This is a genomic window from Namhaeicola litoreus, from assembly GCF_042679565.1.
GTDB lineage: Bacteria > Bacteroidota > Bacteroidia > Flavobacteriales > Flavobacteriaceae > Namhaeicola > Namhaeicola litoreus.
On record NZ_JBHTMY010000003.1, the window covers coordinates 1384340 to 1405901 of the forward strand.

Here is a 21562-nt window from a genome sequence, read left to right on the forward strand (position 1 = left end):
TTAAAAATATCTATGAATTTTAGCAAAGGAATAGTGTACATATTTCTACTTACACTTATAAATCTTCAGAGCCAAAATCTGAGGGTAAGTAACAATGGCCGCTTTTTAGAAAAAGAAAACGGTGAACCTTTTTTTTGGATGGCAGATACGGCTTGGGAACTTTTTCACAGATGTTCACTGGAAGAATCTGAGATGTACCTCAAGAAAAGACAAGAGCAAGGATTTAATGTGGTTCAAGCAGTAGCTTTGGCAGAATTAGACGGACTTAATACACCCAATTTTTATGGTGAAATCCCTATCATAAATAATGATCCTACTCAACCCAATGAAGCCTATTTTTCTCATATAGATAAGATCATCCAATTAGCGGACGAGTTAGGAATTTACATAGCGCTCTTACCCACTTGGGGTGACAAATTGTTTAAAGAATCATGGGGAATAGGGCCAGAAATATTTAACGAAATCAATGCGGCTGTATATGGAGAGTGGATAGGAAATCGATATAAAAATTATGACAATATAATTTGGGTAATTGGAGGCGATAGAAATCCAAGAAATGGAAGTAAGGACATAAATATTTGGAATGCATTGGCCGAAGGAATTGTAAAAGGTGTGGGTGGTTATGATAAGACCTTTATGACTTTTCACCCGCAACCTAAAGAATTAGGCGGATCATCTACCTGGTTTCACCAGCAAAAATGGCTAGACCTAAACATGCATCAGACTGGGCATTGTGGGAATAGACCTACCTATAAAAATATTCAACACGATTATAATTTAATACCCACAAAGCCCGTATTAGATGGAGAACCATTGTACGAAGATCATCCTAATTGCTTTAATGCCAAAGAATTAGGATATAGTAGCGCAGATGATATTAGAAGGATCATGTATTGGAATGTTTTTGCAGGAGCCTGTGGTCAAACTTATGGTTGCCACGATGTTTGGCAAATGTACAAGTTAGACAGAAAAGGTGTTAACGGCCCGCTAAGGCCATGGCCAATGGCACTAGACTTACCCATGGCAAATCAAGTAAAACACCTAAAATCATTAATGCTTTCACAGGCTTATTATACTAGAATACCGGATCAGTCGATGATTCTTGATAACCAAATAGAAGATCAAAATTATGTCATAGCAACAAGAGATAGCGAAGGTTCTTATGCAATGATCTATTTTCCAACCGGAAAACGAACTAAAATAGATTTTACAAATTTAAATGGTAATAACTTTGAAACCCATTGGTTCGACCCAAGAACTGGCGTAAAATTTAAAGGTCCCCAGATCAATAAAAATACACAATTAATAACACCGCCAACAAAAGGTAAGGGAAATGATTGGGTTTTGATTGTAGAAATACTAAACTAAAAGATCCATGAAAAGCAATAACCTGTATTTAAAAAAGATTCTATTGTTCGGCTTCGCATTTATTCTTCAAATAAATTTTACCTTAATTGCTCAACAGAAATGGAATGTAATAATTGATGCCGATACAGGCAACGAAGTAGATGATCTTTATGCTTTGGTCAGAGCTTTGATGGAACCCACATGGAATATTACTGCATTAAATGCAACACAATGGCAAACCGCGCATTGGGCGGTAGAACAATCGATGGAAAATAGCCATAGACTCAACCAAGTATTGGTTGCTTATTTTCCTCATAATATTAAAACGCTAAGAGGTGGTTATGAAAGAATGTTCGATTGGGGTGATTTGGCTCAACATTCTGCCGCTGCATATGAAATAATCAATCAAGCAAAAGCACTCAAGAATGGTGAAAAATTGAATATTGTAGCGTTGGGTGCGCTTACTAATATCGCCTCTGCAATTTTCATTGAACCCAATATTGAAAATCATATTAATTTGTATTGGCTGGGTACCGCATACGATTTTGAAAATGATATTTTAAAAAGAAACGATTTTAATAGCGTAATGGACGTCCAAGCTTTAGAGATATTATTAAATAGTAAAGTTGAAATGACTATTATTCCAACAACGGCAGCTGCAAATTTAACCTTCAATTTTATTGAATCGAAAAAGAAGATAGAGGAATTGAATCCTTTGGGAGAATTTTTGATAAAAAGATGGTTTGATCATTTTGACGGTGGAAGAAAGGAACGAATTCTTTGGGATTTGGCATTAATTGAAGCCATTATTCATCCGGAATTTACCAAACAAAAACAATTGGTAACCTCGAAAGATAATGGGAGTAAATTGGTCAATTATATATATTGGATAGATCCAGAAAAAATGAAAAATGATTTCTTTCAAACATTTTATCATTTTAAATTATTAGATTAACATTTCAGCCATTAAATTAAAATTATTTACAGTAAAATGTTGCGGACAACAGGTTATCAAACTAAAATGGGCATAGCTAAGCATCTTGCTCCAATAAATTGGCCCAAACATATTCTAACCTTGAAAAAATTGCAGAATTAATAATAAACTTTAAAGTGTTAACGTAGTAAAATTCTCTTTATTATTATGAAAAATGGATGAAACGAAAAAAATATTGTTCAAAAAAACGCTTCTTACTTCCTTGCTTTTAATAGGTATATCTCAGCTTACAATTTGTCAAAACAGAACGATAATTGAACTGACAGACAATTGGAAATTTAAAAAAGGGACAAATAAAGAAGCATTTCAACCCTCTTTTGATGATTCAAAATGGGAACAGGTGACTGTTCCTCATGACTGGGCCATTTATGGACCATTCGATAAAGAAATAGATAAGCAAATGGTAGCCATCATTCAAAATGGAGAAGAGATTGCAAGCGAAAAAACAGGACGTACGGGGGCTTTGCCTCATATTGGTGAGGCATGGTACAGGAATCAATTTATACTTCCCGAGCTCGACAAAAACAAAAAGGTGATTCTCTTATTTGAAGGAGCCATGAGCGAACCTAAAGTTTTCTTAAATGGTAAAAAGATCGGTGAATGGAATTATGGTTACAACTATTTTTATTTCGATATTACGGATGATCTCTCAAAAAAAGGAAAAAATACATTAGCTGTTCATTTAAATAATTCTCCTGAATCCTCCAGGTGGTATCCGGGAGCAGGATTATACAGAAAAGTTAAGATCATAATCAAAAATGATGTTAGTATAGCCCAATGGGGCACTTTTATTACCACGCCTTATGTCACAGATACTTTGGCAAAAGTGAATATAAAGACCAAAGTAAATGGTACAGGCTTAAACCTTGTTACAGATATTACAGATCTCAATGGAAATGTCATAAATTCAGGGGAGAGTTCTGCTATTTTTGGAGATGAAATAGAATTCAATATTCCTTTAAAAAATCCTGCATTATGGAGTCCGGAAACTCCTAATCTGTACAAAGCAGTTTCTAAATTATATAAAAACGATACTTTAGTTGATATCGTAGAAACGAGATTTGGAGTAAGGGAAATTAAATATGAAGCTAATGTTGGATTTAGTTTAAATGGTGTAAACCGTAAATTCAAAGGGGTATGTTTACATCATGACCTTGGTCCTTTAGGAACAGCCATCAATAGATCCGCGCTCAAAAGACAATTGCTCATTTTAAAAGATATGGGCGTGGATGCAATCCGCAGTTCACACAACATGCCTTCTTTTGAACAACTTGAGTTATGCGACGAACTTGGTTTTATGTTTTTGGCCGAAAGTTTTGATGAATGGGCACAACCAAAAGTAAAAAATGGTTACAACCGTTTTTATCAAACTGACGTTGAAAAGGATTTGGTCAACCTCATACATGCCACAAGAAATCACCCATGTATTGTGATGTGGAGCTCAGGGAATGAAGTCTCAGATCAATGGAGTGCAGAAGGTGTGAAACAAGCCAAAAGGTTGCAGGAAATATTTCACAGGGAAGATCCCACAAGACCGGTTACCGTGGGTATGGATCAAGTTGAGAATACCTTGGCCAATGGTTTTGGTGCTGTTTTAGACATCCCCGGACTTAACTATCGTTTACATTTATATGAAGACGCCTATGAAAAATTTCCGCAGGCATTTATCTTAGGATCTGAAACGGCCTCTACTGTAAGTTCAAGAGGCATTTATAAATTTCCAGTTGAAAAAGCTGCCATGAAACAATACGATGATTTTCAATCGAGTTCATATGACCTTGAATATTGTAGCTGGTCTAATGTACCGGATGACGACTTTGTATTACAAGACGATAAGCCTTGGGTGATGGGTGAATTTGTTTGGACAGGTTTTGACTACCTCGGCGAACCAACTCCTTATGACGAAAAATGGCCCTCGAGAAGTTCCTATTTTGGAATATGTGATCTGGCAGGAATTCCCAAAGACAGGTATTACCTATACAGAAGCAGATGGAACAAACAAGAAGAGACGCTACACATCTTACCTCACTGGAATTGGGAAGGTCGGGAGGGAGAAAAAACCCCTGTCTTTGTTTATTCAAATTATGACAGTGCAGAACTTTTTGTGAATGGCAAAAGTATGGGCATTCAGACCAAAAACAATCAATCTCCTCAGAATAGATATCGCCTCATGTGGATGGATGTAAAATATGAGCCCGGTACATTAAAAGTCATTGCTTTTGATAAAAATGGAAATCCTAAAGCTGAAAAAGAAATACAAACAGCTGGAAAACCATATCAAATAGTCCTTCAACCTGATCGAACTGAACTAAAAGCAAACGGAGAAGATCTATCTTTTGTTACCGTTTCTGTTGTAGATAATAAAGGGATTCCATGTCCCACCGCGACAGATCAACTCAACTTTCAAGTAAAAGGTAAAGGTTTGTTTAGAGCCGTTTGCAATGGTGATCCTACTTCTTTGGAAATGTTTCACGAACCTACCATGAAATTATTCAGTGGAAAACTCGTGGTTTTGGTACAATCGGGAAAAGAAACGGGAGAAATAGATCTGACTGTAACCGGTAAAGGTTTAAAGAGCGAGAAACTAGTATTGACCGCAGTGCCATAAAAACTTATGTTTTAACAAATTCTCTTCTAATTTTTACTTGATAAATATGCCTTCAATTATTGCTTGCAAAATTTAAAAATGGCCTAGTTTAAATTTGAATCGAAAGAATTTTTAAATCATGAAACATTAAAACAACATCAGCTTGTTTGGCTTTTACTATCTATTTTAATCCTTGCCTTAAGATTCCATTTATCTAAATATGCAGAACTACTCAAAAAAAATAATTAATCTAAACATCACAAATCAGAATACCCTCTTTTAAGGCAGAAAGCTTATCAGGATAGGTAGGTATAAATTCTTGCGCTATAAAACCTGTAAACCCTGAATCTACAATTGCTTTTATGATTGCCGGATAATTGAGTTCTTGACGATCATTAATTTCATGTCTTCCTGGAACCCCACCAGTATGGTAATGAGCGATGTAGGAATGATATTCTCTGATGGTTGCAATCACATCACCCTCCATAATTTGCATATGGTAAATATCGTAAAGCAATTTAAAATTAGAAGAGCTTATTTTGTCTACAAGTCTTACCCCCCAAGGTGTATGGTCACAATGATAATCTTTATGATCTACCTTACTATTTAGCAGTTCCATTACAATCGTTATCCCCTTTTTCTCTGCTAATTTTAACAGAGGTTCAAGCCCTATTGCACAATTTGCAATCCCTGTTGCATCATCCATCCCATTTCTATTTCCCGAAAAAACAATCACCTGCTTTAATCCGGCGTCAGCAGCTTTTGAAATAAGCTCAGTATAATTCTTTTGAAGATATGTGTGATTATTAGGATTATTAAAACCGTTCATAATATCCGCAAAATGATCGGTCCCCAATGAACAAGTTAATCCATATTTTTGAGCGATTGACCATTCATTTGGCCCTAATAAATCAATTCCTTTTAAACCTATTTCGGCACAAACCTCTGCAAAATTGTCTAGTGGAATAGAATTATAACACCAATAACAAACAGAATGATTTACATTTCCTTTTAAAAGTAGATTTTGCTTTTCAAAATTAGTTAGATTTGAAAATCCACTGACTAATCCTCCAATACTCAATGCTCCCGCTCCTAAGCTAATTTTCTTTATAAGATCACGTCTATTCATCTCATTTGGTTTTTTCTAGCTTTAGGTAGGTAAAAATATTCAAGAGTTCTTCATTTTCGTTTCAAATGCAATTACAATAATAAGGTACTAAAAGAAAGCATGATATAGCCTACGAGACCTAATACGCCAATTGACACCAAAATATCTACCCAGTTATAACTCGCTTTGTTTTCAGTATCTTGTTCTGCTGTAATTCCCGCATAGGTTAATCCTGCTACTTTTTCCTCAGACGGCGCCGGAGTTAACAAACTAACCCCTATCGCAATGGCAATGCACAACGCAAAGAAATAAGCTCCAAATACTAACCAATTTATGTCGGCTAATTTATACAAGAAACCTCCTGGGTCATAACTATCCTTCGTAATCTCTAGCGTAAGTTTTACAAATCCAATAAAGAATCCTGTTGTGAGTGTTGCAATGGCCCCATTGGCATTTATTCTTTTATAAAATATCCCCAATAAGAATACAGCTGCAATCGGAGGTGAAATATAGGCTTGAACATTTTGCAGGTATTCATACAGTCCATCAGATAAACGAGAGATTACAGGAATCCACAATAATCCAAGTCCAACCACCACGAATGTTGCAATACGACCGGTTCTAACCAATTCCTTTTCGGGCTTGTTAGGATGTAATTTCTTATAAATATCTAAGGTAAAAAGTGTTGAACACGAATTAAACACAGAAGCCAGTGAACTCATCAAAGCCGCTAACAGTCCTGCAGCTACAAGACCCCTTAAACCTGAAGGCAGTAAATTGCTCATCAACACAGGAAAAGCTTGATCAGGACTATCCCACTCTAATTTTCCTTGCATTTTTAAAGCCAATGCCACAACACCTGGAATTAAAAATAAAAATACAGGCATTAATTTTAGTAAAGCACCAAATATAGCTCCTCTTCTACCCTCTTTGATATTTCGGGCAGTGAGCACCCTTTGAACAATCACCTGGTCTGTACACCAATACCATATCCCAACTACTGTGCTTGTAATAAACAATGGTAACCATGGATAATCAGGATCTGAATTGGGCCTCCACATATTAAAATACTCCGGACCCACTGTTGCTTTTAGTTCTCCCCAGCCTCCTACAGCATTTAAACCCATATAGGTAAGCACACCGGCTCCCATTACCAGAACAATTGCTTGGATGGTTTCGGTATAAACTACAGCTCTCATTCCTCCCAAAACGGTATAAATTCCCGTCAAAACAACAGTAGCTACTGCCCCTATCCAAAACGGTATACCCAGCAAGGCAGAGACAACAACTCCCCCGGCATAAATGGTAACAGAAACTTTGGTCAAAATATAGGCGATGATCGAAACGACTGAAAGTACCCATCTCGATCGAGAATCAAATCTCTTTTCTAAAAACTCCGGCATGGTAAACACCCCACTGCGCGCATAAAAGGGCAAAAACACCCAGCCGAGCATTAATACGATCCATGCATGCAATTCATAAATCAGTAAGGGCATTTTATCCCCTGCTCCATTTCCTGCAAGCCCTACTACGTGCTCAGATCCAATATTAGAAGCAAAAATTGACGCTCCTACAACAAACCAACCAATATTTCTACCGGCTAAAAAATAATCTGTCGTGTTTTTTTGTTTTTGCATAATCACCCAAGCCGCTATGCCTAATAGCACAACGAAATAGGCCACGATCACGATCCAATCTAAAGAATCCAGTCCTTTCATTTATTGATAATCAATTAAGTTAAATTCATCGACAAGCTACCATAAATAATTAATAAACAGCCTGTTAAACTAAAATTTCATTTGTATCATTGGGAAGATAAAAAACTTTAATCAACACTAAAATTTTTAAAATACCAAAAAACAGCTGAAAGTAAGTACACTATCTCATTTCTCCAAATTATTTTTAATCTATTTAAAATATTTCTTAAAATATTTTTATAAACGAGTTAAAATATGCCAAGAATTTGAAGTAAACCAAAACAATCGCAAACTATCTTAGAGATTGCTAATTCAGAAATAATGCTAAAAAAATTGATCACTTTTGATATTTTTAAAAATATCAAAAGTGATTGTTTAGTTTTACGCAGATTTTGATCCAAAAATTTATTATGAACAAAAATATTGGGCTTCAGCATATTTTAGAACTTAATCTTGCGCTAATCTGCATTAGTACTTCTGGGGCACTTGGAAGGTATATCGATATGCCAGTACCTATTACAATTGGATTAAGAGCCTGTCTTGGAGGCATATTTATCTTTATTTTTTGTAAATGGAAGGGTTTTAATTTCAAGGTAGCTGGTGAAGATAGAAGGATGATTTTCTTAGGTGGAATTTTAATGGCCCTGCACTGGATTACTTATTTTTACTCCTTAAAACTATCCAATGTGGCTATTGGTATGCTATCTTTATTCACTTACCCTGTAATTACCGCTTTTTTAGAACCACTTCTTTTAAAGACCAAATTTCAAAAAATGCATTTACTATTAGGTGCTTTGGTGCTTTTTGGTATTTATTTTTTAGTACCCGATTTCAATTTTGAAAACGATTATTCAAAAGCAATAGGATTGGGTGTTTTTTCGGCAACCTGTTACGCACTTCGAAATATCATTATGAAATCGAAAGTAAACAAGTACAATGGATCGATCATGATGTTTTATCAACTACTTATTATTACTATCTGTCTTTCACCTTTTTTTCTGTTTTTAGATACTTCAGGTATCTTACCCCAATTTCCTGCGAATTTAACACTAGCGCTCGTTACAACAGCAATTGGCCATACGTTGTTCTTGTATAGCTTCAAACATTTCTCAACCACTTCCGTAAGTATTATTAGCAGCGCTCAACCGATTTATGGGATTATAATAGGTATGATTTTACTTAAAGAATACCCTTCTATGAATGCCATAATAGGAGGATCTCTAATCTTACTTTCCGTTGTCCTTGAAAGTATGAGATCTCTTAAAAAGTAAAGAAGCCCTAAAATATTATGTCATATCTTAGTGCAAGTAAAGGGACGTTGATTTGAGACCACTTTCAATTATCAATTGACATTATCTTTAAAAAATAATAAGTTTGGATGCTCTACAAGTAAAATGGTGTTTAATATATATGCAAACTGCCGAAAAATCCAGTTTAATTTGAAGTTAAAAGCTGATTAATATGAATTCAATAAAAACGAAGCCAAACTTGTTCCTGAAATTAGCTTCTCTTTTTATTTTCTTGGTCTTCATAGCATGCTCGAAACCTGTTTTGACTTTTCAAATTCAAGCAGAGAATATTTTAAAAGATTCTATTTTGGCACTGGCAAAAGAAAACCTATTAAAAAAACCAGTTACAGTCACTGCAAAAAAAGCGGATCGCAGTGTCGGAGGTTTACACGATTTTTATTCTGAGGGTGATTATTGGTGGCCTGATACGACAAATCTAGACGGTCCTTTTATTCAGCGAGATGGCATGACGAATCCAGATAATTTCACAGAACACAGGGAGGCTTTAATGCGATTTAGCGAAATTGTTGGAAACCTGACTTCAGCTTACTTAATTACTAAAGACAGTATTTATGCACTTAAAACTTTAGAGCATTGTAAAGCTTGGTTTATAAATGAGGACACCAAAATGAATCCGCATTTGAATTATGCGCAAGCTATAAAAGGTCGATTTACAGGTCGGGGAATTGGCATCATCGACGGGATACACTTCATGGAAGTAGTACAATCAATTGTCGTTTTAGATCATTATAAGCAAGTTGACCCTGAAATTCTGGTGTCATTTAAGTATTGGTTTTCCGAGTTCTTAATTTGGTTAAAAGAACACCCCTATGGTAAGGCTGAAATGATTCATCCAAATAATCACGGTACCTGTTGGAATATGCAAGTGGCTTTATACGCTAAATTCACAAATAATGACAGCATATTAAATTTTTGCAGAGAGCGATTCAAAAATAATCTACTACCTGATCAAATGGCTGAAAATGGTAGTTTTCCTCTAGAATTAAAAAGAACAAAGCCCTTTGGTTATTCTCTTTTTAATTTAGATGCCATGGTCATGAACTGCTTGATTTTATCCGATAAAGAGAATGATTTATGGCATTTTATAAGTCCTGTCAATAAAAATATAAAGCTTGGTTTAGAATTTATGAAGCCTTATGTAAAAGAAAAGAAAAAATGGCCATTAACACCTGATGTTATGTATTGGGATCAATGGCCAGTTGCCCAACCTGCATTTCTGTTTGGGGCCATTGCCTTTGAGGATTCCAATTATTTCGAGTTGTGGTCAAGTCATACCCACTTTCCAAAAGTAGATGAAGTGAAAAGAAATCTCCCAATACGAAACCCATTACTTTGGCTTGATGAAATTGATTAAGAAACTAAATAATTGTTTCGGCAAGTTTATTAAATTCATAAAATCATGTTACCTATCATGAAATACGGTCTAAATCCTTATTTTAGTGGAGCTTTTGCTATTTACAAAACTAAAATAATCGTCGATGGCCTTTACCTTTTATCAAGGAAAAAAATTCTTTGCTCATAGCTCTCAAATGGTCGAAGATGCGCTAACCGTTGAAGAATCTTTGGAAATGTCTTTGAATGGAACAGCCTTTTCAATGACCATGAGAACTCCTGGAAACGACAATGAATTTATTCATGGCTATTTGTTTACAGAAGATATCTACACCGATAAAGCCGAGGATCTACAGATAAACGTCCTCAAAAAAAATGAAGATGGCATCACAAAAGCAGTTGATATCTTAGTGCCGGAACACCGATTAAAATCGGGCTATCGCAATAGCAGAAATTTCCTCTCACTCAGTAGTTGCGGAATTTGCGGAAAAACGGAACTAGATGAACTGGAAGGTAAATTAGAAGATGGCTTGGAAATTGAAGCTGGTCAGATAGAAAATATGTTTGACATGCTCAACAACAGTCAAAAAACCTTTAAGAAATCAGGAGGAAGTCATGCTGCTGCGGCATTTACAGGTGAAGGGGTTTTACTCAGTGTGATGGAAGACATAGGAAGACACAACGCAGTAGACAAAGTAATTGGGGACCTCATTATTAAAAACAATTTAAACAAAGTGAAGGTGTTGATTGTTTCCGGAAGAATATCTTACGAAATTGTCATGAAGGCATTTAGAGCCCATATCCCTATTCTTGCTGCAGTATCTGCTCCTTCAACTTTAGCAGTGGATTTTTCTAAAGAATTAGGGATTACTTTATTGGGATTTTGCAGAGATGACAAGGCAACCTGTTACGCGCATACACATAGAATCAAGTCAAAAATTCAAAAAAATGTCGAAGAATTTAAGTGAACTATCTGGCAGAAAAGGTATTTTTGATAACCTTTTTGAAAAAATGGGTACAGCATCCAAAGGAACGGGTACGCCATATTTATCAGATTTAGATCAATTAGCTAAGGAGTTTTTAATGGGAAAAGCCAACACCTATGGCACCACCTCCTTCTATGATTTTATGAAACCTGAAAATAAGGATAAGAAAGTCTATATATGTAATGGATCTGCTTGTTTATGTGCCGGCACACAACCTTCGGTCAAAAGTAGCTTGGAAAAAAGATTCATACCCGATGAAATTGGTCATATGACTTGCCTGGGACGTTGTCATGAAAATGCAGCCTTTTATCTCAATGGTAAAAATTACTCTGCCAAAACAGAAAATGAGATCTTAAATATTGTTGATCAAAATTCCAATCCAAAAACTGACAAATTCCATATTCAAGCGAACAAAGCCGTTCTCACACTGCCTTTCATGGGTTTTAAGACACACTATGATTCATTGAAAAGCCTATTACAAAAAGGTCCAAAAGAGGTTTTAGAAGAAATTAAAAAATCCGGACTAAGGGGAAGAGGTGGAGCGGGTTTTCCGATGGGTTTTAAATTGGAAGCTTGTGCGAGTGAACAAAGTGAGCAAAAATTTATCATTTGCAATGCAGATGAGGGAGATCCGGGCGCCTATTCCGATCGGTTTATTTTAGAGCAAAGACCACACTCCTTGCTTTTCGGAATGTTGATGGCGGGTTTTGCTTCGGGTGCAGAATGGGGAATTATTTATATCAGAGCTGAATATCCTGAAGCAGTAGAAATTATCAATCTAGCAATTCAAGAACTTAGAGACCATCAACTTTTAGGCAAGAATATCTTAGAAACCGGTTTCAATTTCGATCTTAAAATAATTAAAGCACAGGGAGCTTATATATGCGGAGAAGAAACCGCTCTGATCAATAGTATAGAAGGTCAAAGACCGGAAGTACGTACGCGGCCACCCTACCCCACCACCCAAGGACTGTTCAATAAACCTACTGTAGTCAATAATGTAGAAACTTTGGCTGCCTTGCATTTTATTCTCACCGAAGGAGGAGAAAGATATAAATCTATGGGTACGCAAAAATCGAGTGGCACCAAATTAATGAGCCTCGATAGTTTTTTTAAAAAACCGGGAATTTATGAAGTAGAAATGGGCACTTCACTCAAGGAGGTTTTGTTTGACATGGCCGGAGGTTTTAAACTTCCCGTGAAAGCATTGCACATTGGAGGTCCGCTTGGCGGAATTGTACCCATAGAAAAAATTACTGATTTAACTGTTGATTTTGAATCTTTTTCAAAGGCAGGTTTTTTACTCGGGCATGCTTCTGTGATCTGTATTCCAAAAGATTTTCCGATGATTCAATATCTAGAACATTTATTCGAATTCGCTTCTTTTGAAAGTTGTGGCAAATGTTTTCCTTGCCGATTAGGTACGAAACGCGCTCATGAATTACTTCATAAAACCACTACTTCAGACTATAAGATTTCACGAGAATTATTCGATGATCTGCTATCAACCTTAGAACAAGGTTCCCTGTGTGCACATGGAGGAGGCATACCCCTTCCTGCTAAAAATGCCTTGCAATATTTTGAAAATGAATTGAAGAACCATTTTGAAAATTAACTGTTATGACCAAATTTGCCTATATAAATAATCAGCCTTTTCCTATCGAGAAAGGAGAAACCATGCTTTCTTTTTTAAGGAGAAATCTTGGCAAAAAATCGATTCCAACTTTATGTGATGCGCCCAATTTAGAACCATTTGGTAGTTGCCGTGTTTGTAGTGTTGACGTGGCCTTACAACAAGATGGAAAAACCAAGGCCATGGCGAGTTGTCATAGTCCGGTTTTTGAAAATGCTTTTATCTACCCCGACTCAAAAAATATTCAAAAGTTGCGCAAAAATATTATTGAGTTAGTCTTGACGGATCATCCTTTAGATTGCCTCACTTGCGAAGTGAATGGGAATTGTGAATTACAAGACGTTGCGGCTCAGGTTGGAATTCGTGCTGTTCGTTATCCCGAAGGCGCAAATCATTTAGATCGAGAAAAAGATAGGTCTCACCCTTATATGACAAGTGATTTGAGTAAATGTATCAATTGCTATCGTTGTGTAAGGGCTTGTGATGAGGTTCAGGGTGAATTTGTTTTAAATATGGCAGGTCGTGGATTTGATGCCCATATTATTAAGGGTTTCGACCAGTCTTTTATGCAATCTGATTGTGTGAGTTGCGGTGCCTGTGCTCAGGCTTGCCCAACTTCTGCTATCAGTGATGTTTTTGAATCTAAATCTGTTGTTGCATCAAGCGAAAAAACACGGACCGTCTGCACTTATTGTGGAGTAGGTTGTAATTTGGAAGTCTCAACAAAAAATGGTAAAATTCTTTCTATTCAAGCACCTTATGAGGCAGAAGCCAATGGCGGGCATACCTGTTTGAAAGGTCGCTACGCATTCAAATTTTACAATCACCCGGATAGACTGCGTACACCCTTGATCAGGAAAAATGGCGATTTGGTTGAATCTACATGGGAGGAAGCTTATGATTTTATCTGCTCCAAATTGACAGAGATAAAAACGAATTTTGGTCCAGATGCCATTGCCGGAATTTCTTCTGCTCGCACACCAAATGAAGAGAATTACCTCATGCAAAAATTCATGAGGGCTGTCATCGGTACAAATAACATCGATTGTTGCGCCCGGGTTTGTCACTCACCCACAGCCTTAGGCATGCAACGCGCTTTTGGAACAGGTGCAGCCACAAATTCTATCGAGGATCTGAACCATACCGATTGTATCTTGATTATTGGAGCTAATCCCACTGATGCCCACCCGGTTACAGGAGCTAAAATGAAGCAGAAATTAATGAAAGGTGTAACAGGTATTGTGATAGATCCAAGACGGATCGAACTTGCAAAGTATGCCACTTACCATCTACAACTCCGACCCGGAACAAACGTTGCGCTGCTCAATATGATGTTGTATTTTATTATCACAGAAGACGCTGTAGACAAAGATTTTGTTGACAATAGAACAGAAGGTTTCAAAGAATTTAAAGAAGAGATCTTAAAACTAGACATAGACCAACTGGAGTGCATAACCGGAGTTGACAAGCATCTTGTTCGTGAGGCAAGTCTGGCTTATGCCAAGGCAAATGCAGGGATGGAATTTCATGGCTTAGGAGTTACAGAACATTCGCAGGGTACATTTACTGTACAGCTTATTTCTGATCTTGCCATGATCACTGGTAACATTGGAAAAAAAGGAGCTGGTGTAAATCCTTTGCGGGGGCAAAATAATGTACAAGGTGCAGCTGATATGGGAGCACAACCTCATCAGGGAGCCGGATATTACGATGTGACAGATCCTGAAATAAATGCGCGGTATAACACTTTTTATCGTTCAAAAGTACCTGATCATGTTGGATATAAGATTCCTGAAATGTTCGATGCTGCGATCAATGGTAGTTTAAAAGCCCTTTGGCTTATTGGTGAAGATGTTGTACAAACAGACCCAAACACCCAAAAAGTGATCCGGGCAATGAATAATTTAGACTTGCTTATCGTTCAAGAAATTTTCATGACCGAAACTGCAAAATACGCTACAGTGATCCTTCCAGGAACATCCTTCTTAGAAAAAAGTGGGACGTTTACCAATGGTGAACGCAGAATTCAACGAGTAAACAAAGTTGTAGATCCTCTTCCGGGCACCAAATCTGACGGAGAAATAATTGTGGAGATCATGAACCGGATGGGATACCCACAACCTCCTTATACTCCTGAAGGAATGCTTGAAGAAATTTCTCAAATTGTTCCCTTTTTTGCTGGGGTGACATGGGAAAATCTAACCGATAATGGCTTGCAATGGCCTGTGTTTGAGGGTGGAAAAGACACTAAAATGCTGCACCAAAAAGAGTTTAAAAGAAGTAGTGGAAAAGGAAAATTCACATTTATCAATTGGCGTGAAAGTAAAGAGGTTGAAACTCATGGCGAAGAATATCCTTACATCATCACGACGAACAGAGAACTCGAGCACTACAATTGCGGTACAATGACCAGAAGAACTGGAAATGTTGATATTTTAACAGAAGATGTACTTATGATTCACCCTAAAGATGCGGCAGATCATTTCATCGAAGATGGAGAAATGGTTTGTGTTGAATCTGCCCGAGGTAAAGTAGACATCAAAGCTTTTATTACTGATGAAGTTCGTCCTGGCGTATTTAGTTCTACTTTTCATTTCCCCGAAATTATGCTTAATAACATTACAAGTGATGTTCACGACAGCGAAGCGATGTGTCCCGAATACAAAGTTGTGATGTGCAGAATTCGCAAAAGCAAAGGAAAGTTTAAAACTAAGCAGATTTCAACATAATGTAGAAGTGATAATAGTTTTTGTTATATCCAAATATTATGACTAACAAAAAAGCTGAACTACTAGAGGTGGCAAAACTATTCTTAAAGTTAGGCGCAATTTCTTTTGGCGGTCCCGCTGCTCATATCTCCATGATGGAAGATGAAGTAGTGAAAAAGAGAAAATGGATGACCCAAGAACATTTTCTGGACCTCATTGGAGCTACAAACCTAATCCCAGGACCTAATTCAACTGAAATGACCATGCACTGTGGATATGAACGAGCAGGTTGGAGAGGACTTGTTGTTGCAGGTGTATGTTTTATTTTTCCTGCGGTCATCATTACGGCCATTTTTGCTTGGCTTTATCAACAATATGGTCAACTGCCAAAAGTAGAACCCTATGTTTATGGCATCAAACCGGCTGTAATTTCAATCATAGCCATGGCGGCCTATAGACTCGGTAAAAAAGCGATAAAAAATACAGAACTAGCTATTTTAGGTCTTATTACTCTGATGGCATGTTTGTTTGGACTTAATGAAATAGTAGCCCTTTTTGCCAGTGGTTTACTAGGATTACTTCTTTATTTTTTAAAAAGGACCCGAGGTAAAATAAAAAGCTTTGCCCCATTGCTTATGTTTCAATTGATTCAACCACTCCCGATCAGCAGTCTTAAAATATTTTTGACCTTTTTAAAAATTGGTTCTATTCTTTATGGAAGCGGATACGTTTTATTTGCATTTTTAGACGCAGAATTGGTCGCAAATGGATGGCTGACAAGACAAACATTGATCGATGCTGTGGCCGTTGGACAAATGACTCCCGGGCCAGTCTTATCTACGGCTACATTCATCGGATGGCAAATGAATGGTTTCCCTGGAGCAGCAGCAGCTACAGCCGGAATTTTTCTACCCTCATTTATTTTTGTCTTGTTATTAAATCCCTTTGTTCCAAAAATGAGGAAATCAAAAGTAATTGGTGCCGTCTTAGACGCCATAAATGTGGCTGCCGTAGCACTGATCATTTTTGTCTGTTTGGAAATGGCAAAAGATACACTAACTGATTGGCGCACTATTTTGATCTCACTCATTTGTATCATGATCGTTTTCGTTTTTAAGAAACTAAATAGCGCATTTATTGTTTTATTAGGTTCGATATTGGGGTTTCTATTGAGTTTGATCTAATTTGCCCTTGTTATGAACGAACGATATTCGATTCGAAAAAAAGCACAAATTATACTTAAAATTATGCCATAAGATTCATGTCAATCCAGTATCTTTATTCTTGCTTAGGACAGGTTTTATGCTGAAGTTATATTGGGGGTTTCTTATTTTTTTATTTGTTTTTGTTTGTCATGCTCAGGAAAAACAGGTGACGGTATATTGGACCGAACAACCCATTGTCCTTGATGGGATGTTAACAGAACCTCAATGGGCAAGAGCCATACCCGCCAAAGATTTCTGGCAGTATTTCCCAACCGATAGTGTGCTGAGTAAGAATAACACAGAAATTAAAATGTTATTCGACAAAAAATACTTGTATGTAGGTATTGCCGTAGAAGCAATTGGAAATGATTTTATCGTTCCTTCTTTAAAACGAGATTTTAGAGCAAGAGGTAATGACAATATTACCCTAATCTTTGACACTTTTAACGACGGAAATAATGCCTTTGTATTTGGAACCAACTCGGAGGGGGTGCAACGTGAAGCGTTTTTATCCGGTGGTGGTGCGGATAATTCAGATTTTAATGATAGTTGGGATGTAAAATGGGAGAACATTACCAAATTATATGACGATTATTACATTGCTGAGATGAAAATTCCGCTTTCGAATTTTAAGTTTCGAGAAGGAGAAACGCATTGGCGTTTTAATTCTTATCGGTTTGACACCCAATCAAACGAAAGAAGTGTTTGGGTAAATATACCTCAAAATCAAAGTGTGATCAGCTTAGCATTTGCTGGAGATATGATTTTCGAAAGACCACTGGAAAAAACAAGAGTTCCCTTTGCAGTGATTCCATACATTTCGGGTGATATTCGTAAAGATTACACATTGAATCAATCTGATCAGTCGTTTAGCGTTGGTGGAGATGCCAAAATTCCTTTGGGAAATAGTATGAACTTAGATCTCACCATTAATCCAGATTTTTCCCAAGTTGAAGTTGATGAGCAAGTAGTAAATCTCACTCGATTCGAAGCTTTCTTACCTGAAAAAAGACAGTTTTTTATTGATAATGCTGATCTTTTTGGAGGCTTTGGCAATACCCAGGCGAATCCATTTTTTTCGAGAAGAATTGGGATTGCCAAAAATTTAGATGATGAAAACATCGAAAATTCAATCATTGCTGGTGCCAGAATGAGTGGAAAGTTGACAAAAAATTTGAGAATTGGATTACTCGATATCCAAACGGCCGAAGATCGAAAGAACGAAATTCCTACCAATAACAATGCGGTAATAGCCCTCCAGCAAAAAATATTGGACAGATCGAACATTGGATTTATTTTTGTGAATAGACAAGTGACCAATGATCCAGATTTTTTAGCAGAGGATGAAACTTTTAATCGCGTGCTAGGCATGGATTTTAATTATTTGACAAAAAATAATATTTGGTCCGGCAAAGCCTACTTACATAAATCATTTATTCCTGGAGATGATGGTAAATCATTCTCTTCAGGTGGTTTTTTAGGTTATAATACACGTTTTTGGAAATTTAATTTTGGCTCAACTTATATCGGCAAAGATTATCAAGCCGACCTGGGATTCGTAACAAGAGAAGATATTTTTACCATAGACCCTGTTGCGACAAGAATCTTTTATCCGGTCAACTCTTCTATTAACACACATACCATAGAATTGCGAAGTAACCTCACCTTTAGTCCCGATCTCGATTTTTTACTTACAGACGGCATGGTAGATCTTGAATATCAAATCCAATTTACAAATCAAACCAGCATAGAAATGGCTTTAAACCATACCTATACCTATTTGCTGGAAGAATTTGACCCTACAAGATCAGACGGCCTAACATTACCCGCTTTTACAGATTATCATTACACCAAATTTGATTTTACTTATCGCTCTGATTTAAGAAAAACTTTTAGCTATAGTTTCAGAACAGACTTAGGTCAATTCTATAATGGCGAAAAATACTCTTTGTTGGGGGAAGCAGGATTGAGAATTCAACCTTATTTTGTGGCCTCAATTAAATCTAGCATAAACTATGTAACACTTCCTAAACCCTATGCAACTGAAACCATATTATTTATAGGACCTAAATTCGATATTACATTTACTAAAAATTTATTTTGGTCTACCTATATACAATTCAATAGTTTAGACGAAGAATTTGGCTTAAACTCCAGACTTCAGTGGCGCTTTAAACCCTTGTCTGATCTCTTTGTGGTGTATAATGATAATTACAAAACTACACCTGTTTCACCAGGCGGCAGAGCACTTACGCTCAAACTAACTTATTGGTTAAATATATAAGGTCTCGAATTTTGTTACTTATTATCTTTGATAAACCAACATCAATACATCAGTTTTAATTTCAAGTTTTGTACAACCTCTATTTTACCGGAATTGCTGATCGCATTGTCAACTGGCACTTGTCCCTTTTCTCCCCATAAAACAGCGATCAGTTTCACCGGATTGTTCTCAAAAGTATTATGCGAAAGATCAACATTTACAATACCTCGATTCTTGATCAAGATCTGATCTTTCGCCGATTTGCCTGAATGAGTAACAGTATTTCCTTGAAAAATTAAATTACCCCCAATCGTTGATTCATCATACCCTCCGCGGTAATAATCTAAGAGTGTTTCCTGAATAAGGTTAAATTTACAATTTTGTACCGTTAAGAATTCTACATTATAATCACCTCCATCATTTGTTTCCTTGTTTAACATCAATCCTCTTTCACAATCTTCTATTACTGTTTGTACAAAGGAGATTTCGTCGGCAAAAGATCCTTTAGAAACTTCCAAAACACTTTTAAACTTCTTTATTTCTACATTTTCAAGCGCTAAATTGTAAGCTTTGAACATAAATTTATCAAGTGTCATAAAGGTGTTCTGGGTTTTATCTCCGGTAAGAACCAAATTCTTCAATGTTAAATTACCTCCGGGATGCATTTCGAATGCAGTTCTTTCCGAACTAAAAATCAATTCAGACTTTTCATTATGATTTGAAAGAATTGAGATGACTTTATCGATCACCAAGGGCATTTCCATTTTATAAACTGCCTGATCCAATAGAATTGTATCCCCAGAATTCGCCTCCTTTAAAATACTAATTAATGATTCGGACGAAGAAGCAGTGAAGATTTTTACTTCATTCTTAGATCCTTCGGCTTGAAACCAATTCGTCCCAAATTTCGACCTATCAAAAGACATTTCACTCTCTTTTACTGGGCCAACAATCGCGCCGACACTATTATTTTCGGCGGTTCTCACAGTACCAAACAAGTCCTTGTCGATCAATTCAAAATCAAATCCTTGGTATACTGGGGTTATTTTTGATATTGGAGCATACAAATAGTCAGACAAGGGGTTTAACTCAACGCTTTCTGTTCTTAAACCTTTGGTTTTAATTTCGCTTTTATTCTCGGTATTAGTTATATTATTTTCGAATTTTATCCCATCTACTTTATCGTAATTTACAATAGGGTAAGCATCACCGGCTTGGTTGTAGATTAAATTATTTGCAACGACAACACGCTTTGGTCTAGCCGAACGTATTTCTGAAGGAGGTAATACATCAGTCTGGCTAACATTTGAGCCAACACTAAAATGCCATGGAGACAAACAATCTATAAATGAATTGTAGGCAACTACGACATCAGTTACCTGGTTATACCTGTTCAATGGGGATTTCGGAATCCCGTTCATTACAGCAAGTGCAGACCTAAAGGCCTCTCCCTTTATTTTATAGAAATAATTATTTGTGATCCAATGACCCGTGTTGATAACTCGGATTCCTCCTATATTATTTGACGCTTCATTTCCGATAAAGAGGTTACCGTCAATTTTACAATAATTACCATGACGTAATACCAAAGAGCCTTCACTTTCAAAAAATACATTGTGAGTAAATTCATTGAAATTAGATTTACTAGAAATTATTTCAACTTCCCCATTGCATCGATCAAACAGATTATTTGAAACATTGGTGTAAGAAGGTGCCATAGAAGTGCCACTATCTCCAATTTGAATAGTTTCTCCATGCGGACCTCCCTTTCGGGGTCTTGGGCCGAAATAATTATTTATGATCTGATGATAATTATTGATATGCTCATTACCTGCTAAGTACACCCTAATCGTAGGTCCAAAATTTGATTTTCCCGCAATATAATTATGACTGAACTCATTATGTCTGCCCCACAGTTCGACCCAATGATCACTCACATCGCGATCGCGTTGGGTAAATTCTTCGATCACACATTGAGTCACTTTACAGTGATTAGCAATCGTGTCATCATTAATTTTGAATTGAATTATTGTATTCGAAGGAGTAAATCCATTTTTAAAATATAAGCCATTTACTTCTAAATATTCTCCTCCAATTTTTAAATTGGAAGCTCCTTCTATGGTTACCTTACCTTTTTCCTCGGCAATTAATACGATGGGCTTTTCCTTTGTCCCTTTCCCGTAAAAATCAATCTGCACATCCTTCCAAACTCCGTTAGCCATGATTAGTTGATCACCCGGAATACTTTGTTTTATAGCCTCCTGTAGTTCTTGAATGTTGTTTACTTTGATCTGATTGATTTTCTCTTGTTGGCTGCAAGACACCATAAACATCACACTTGCAATAAATAAAATTACTCTCATTCTGCTTCTTTCTAAAAATTAGTTTATGA

At 36.6% G+C, this 21562-nt stretch carries 13 protein-coding genes; 10 read left to right on the forward strand and 3 right to left on the reverse strand.

The annotated features are described in order from the left end of the window. Positions 1-12: 12 nt before the first annotated feature. The 3 genes from ACFQ39_RS13395 (at position 13) to ACFQ39_RS13405 (ending at position 4949) form a co-directional block, all read left to right on the forward strand. Positions 13-1368: a glycoside hydrolase family 140 protein gene (locus tag ACFQ39_RS13395; protein ID WP_377179763.1), complete on the forward strand. Its 1356-nt coding sequence runs from the start codon at positions 13-15 to the stop codon at positions 1366-1368. Between the two features lie 7 nt (positions 1369-1375). Then, positions 1376-2302, forward strand: coding sequence for a nucleoside hydrolase (locus ACFQ39_RS13400; RefSeq protein ID WP_377179765.1), 927 nt, complete (start codon positions 1376-1378; stop codon positions 2300-2302). Positions 2303-2495: 193 nt separating this feature from the next. After that, positions 2496-4949 carry a DUF4982 domain-containing protein gene (locus ACFQ39_RS13405; RefSeq protein ID WP_377179767.1) on the forward strand — a complete coding sequence of 818 codons (2454 nt, stop codon included), beginning with the start codon at positions 2496-2498 and terminating at the stop codon, positions 4947-4949. Between the two features lie 229 nt (positions 4950-5178). Here ACFQ39_RS13405 and ACFQ39_RS13410 read toward each other — a convergent pair whose 3' ends face one another. Continuing rightward, the gene (locus ACFQ39_RS13410) at positions 5179-6057 is read right to left on the reverse strand and encodes a hydroxypyruvate isomerase family protein (protein WP_377179769.1); all 879 of its coding nucleotides are present in this window, start codon (positions 6055-6057) and stop codon (positions 5179-5181) included. A 71-nt stretch (positions 6058-6128) separates the two neighbouring features. Continuing rightward, on the reverse strand, positions 6129-7754 hold the full coding sequence (locus ACFQ39_RS13415) for a sodium:solute symporter (protein WP_377179771.1): 1626 nt from the start codon (positions 7752-7754) through the stop codon (positions 6129-6131). A 389-nt stretch (positions 7755-8143) separates the two neighbouring features. Between ACFQ39_RS13415 and ACFQ39_RS13420 the strand changes: the two genes are divergently transcribed. The 7 genes from ACFQ39_RS13420 (at position 8144) to ACFQ39_RS13450 (ending at position 19191) form a co-directional block, all read left to right on the forward strand. Further along, positions 8144-9004: a DMT family transporter gene (locus ACFQ39_RS13420; protein WP_377179773.1), complete on the forward strand. Its 861-nt coding sequence runs from the start codon at positions 8144-8146 to the stop codon at positions 9002-9004. Between the two features lie 190 nt (positions 9005-9194). Then, positions 9195-10397 (forward strand): alginate lyase family protein, encoded by a 1203-nt coding sequence (locus tag ACFQ39_RS13425; RefSeq protein ID WP_377179775.1) that lies wholly within the window; start codon positions 9195-9197, stop codon positions 10395-10397. A gap of 124 nt (positions 10398-10521) precedes the next feature. After that, a complete protein-coding gene (fdhD, locus tag ACFQ39_RS13430) occupies positions 10522-11343 on the forward strand; it encodes a formate dehydrogenase accessory sulfurtransferase FdhD (protein ID WP_377179777.1) in 822 nt (273 codons plus the stop codon). Further along, positions 11324-12976 (forward strand): NuoF family protein, encoded by a 1653-nt coding sequence (locus tag ACFQ39_RS13435; protein ID WP_377179779.1) that lies wholly within the window; start codon positions 11324-11326, stop codon positions 12974-12976. The genes fdhD and ACFQ39_RS13435 overlap by 20 nt, the downstream gene beginning before the upstream one ends. Positions 12977-12981: 5 nt before the next feature. Next, positions 12982-15723: a formate dehydrogenase subunit alpha gene (gene fdhF / locus ACFQ39_RS13440; RefSeq protein WP_377179781.1), complete on the forward strand. Its 2742-nt coding sequence runs from the start codon at positions 12982-12984 to the stop codon at positions 15721-15723. A gap of 38 nt (positions 15724-15761) precedes the next feature. Further along, positions 15762-16886 (forward strand): chromate efflux transporter, encoded by a 1125-nt coding sequence (gene chrA, locus ACFQ39_RS13445; RefSeq protein ID WP_377179783.1) that lies wholly within the window; start codon positions 15762-15764, stop codon positions 16884-16886. Positions 16887-17004: 118 nt separating this feature from the next. Next, positions 17005-19191 carry a DUF5916 domain-containing protein gene (locus ACFQ39_RS13450; RefSeq protein WP_377179785.1) on the forward strand — a complete coding sequence of 729 codons (2187 nt, stop codon included), beginning with the start codon at positions 17005-17007 and terminating at the stop codon, positions 19189-19191. A 41-nt stretch (positions 19192-19232) separates the two neighbouring features. On the opposite strand, the gene ACFQ39_RS13455 is transcribed toward ACFQ39_RS13450, so the two are convergent. After that, on the reverse strand, positions 19233-21533 hold the full coding sequence (locus ACFQ39_RS13455) for a chondroitinase-B domain-containing protein (protein WP_377179787.1): 2301 nt from the start codon (positions 21531-21533) through the stop codon (positions 19233-19235). Positions 21534-21562: the final 29 nt, after the last annotated feature.

What these genes read in the sequence shown, in the direction of transcription:
- ACFQ39_RS13395 (WP_377179763.1), top strand. Translation starts at nt 13, where the DNA reads ATGAATTTTAGCAAAGGAATAGTGTACATATTTCTACTTACACTTATA.
- ACFQ39_RS13400 (WP_377179765.1), top strand. Translation starts at nt 1,376, where the DNA reads ATGAAAAGCAATAACCTGTATTTAAAAAAGATTCTATTGTTCGGCTTC.
- ACFQ39_RS13405 (WP_377179767.1), top strand. Translation starts at nt 2,496, where the DNA reads ATGGATGAAACGAAAAAAATATTGTTCAAAAAAACGCTTCTTACTTCC.
- ACFQ39_RS13410 (WP_377179769.1), bottom strand. Translation starts at nt 6,057, where the DNA reads ATGAATAGACGTGATCTTATAAAGAAAATTAGCTTAGGAGCGGGAGCA.
- ACFQ39_RS13415 (WP_377179771.1), bottom strand. Translation starts at nt 7,754, where the DNA reads ATGAAAGGACTGGATTCTTTAGATTGGATCGTGATCGTGGCCTATTTC.
- ACFQ39_RS13420 (WP_377179773.1), top strand. Translation starts at nt 8,144, where the DNA reads ATGAACAAAAATATTGGGCTTCAGCATATTTTAGAACTTAATCTTGCG.
- ACFQ39_RS13425 (WP_377179775.1), top strand. Translation starts at nt 9,195, where the DNA reads ATGAATTCAATAAAAACGAAGCCAAACTTGTTCCTGAAATTAGCTTCT.
- fdhD (WP_377179777.1), top strand. Translation starts at nt 10,522, where the DNA reads ATGGCCTTTACCTTTTATCAAGGAAAAAAATTCTTTGCTCATAGCTCT.
- ACFQ39_RS13435 (WP_377179779.1), top strand. Translation starts at nt 11,324, where the DNA reads ATGTCGAAGAATTTAAGTGAACTATCTGGCAGAAAAGGTATTTTTGAT.
- fdhF (WP_377179781.1), top strand. Translation starts at nt 12,982, where the DNA reads ATGACCAAATTTGCCTATATAAATAATCAGCCTTTTCCTATCGAGAAA.
- chrA (WP_377179783.1), top strand. Translation starts at nt 15,762, where the DNA reads ATGACTAACAAAAAAGCTGAACTACTAGAGGTGGCAAAACTATTCTTA.
- ACFQ39_RS13450 (WP_377179785.1), top strand. Translation starts at nt 17,005, where the DNA reads ATGCTGAAGTTATATTGGGGGTTTCTTATTTTTTTATTTGTTTTTGTT.
- ACFQ39_RS13455 (WP_377179787.1), bottom strand. Translation starts at nt 21,533, where the DNA reads ATGAGAGTAATTTTATTTATTGCAAGTGTGATGTTTATGGTGTCTTGC.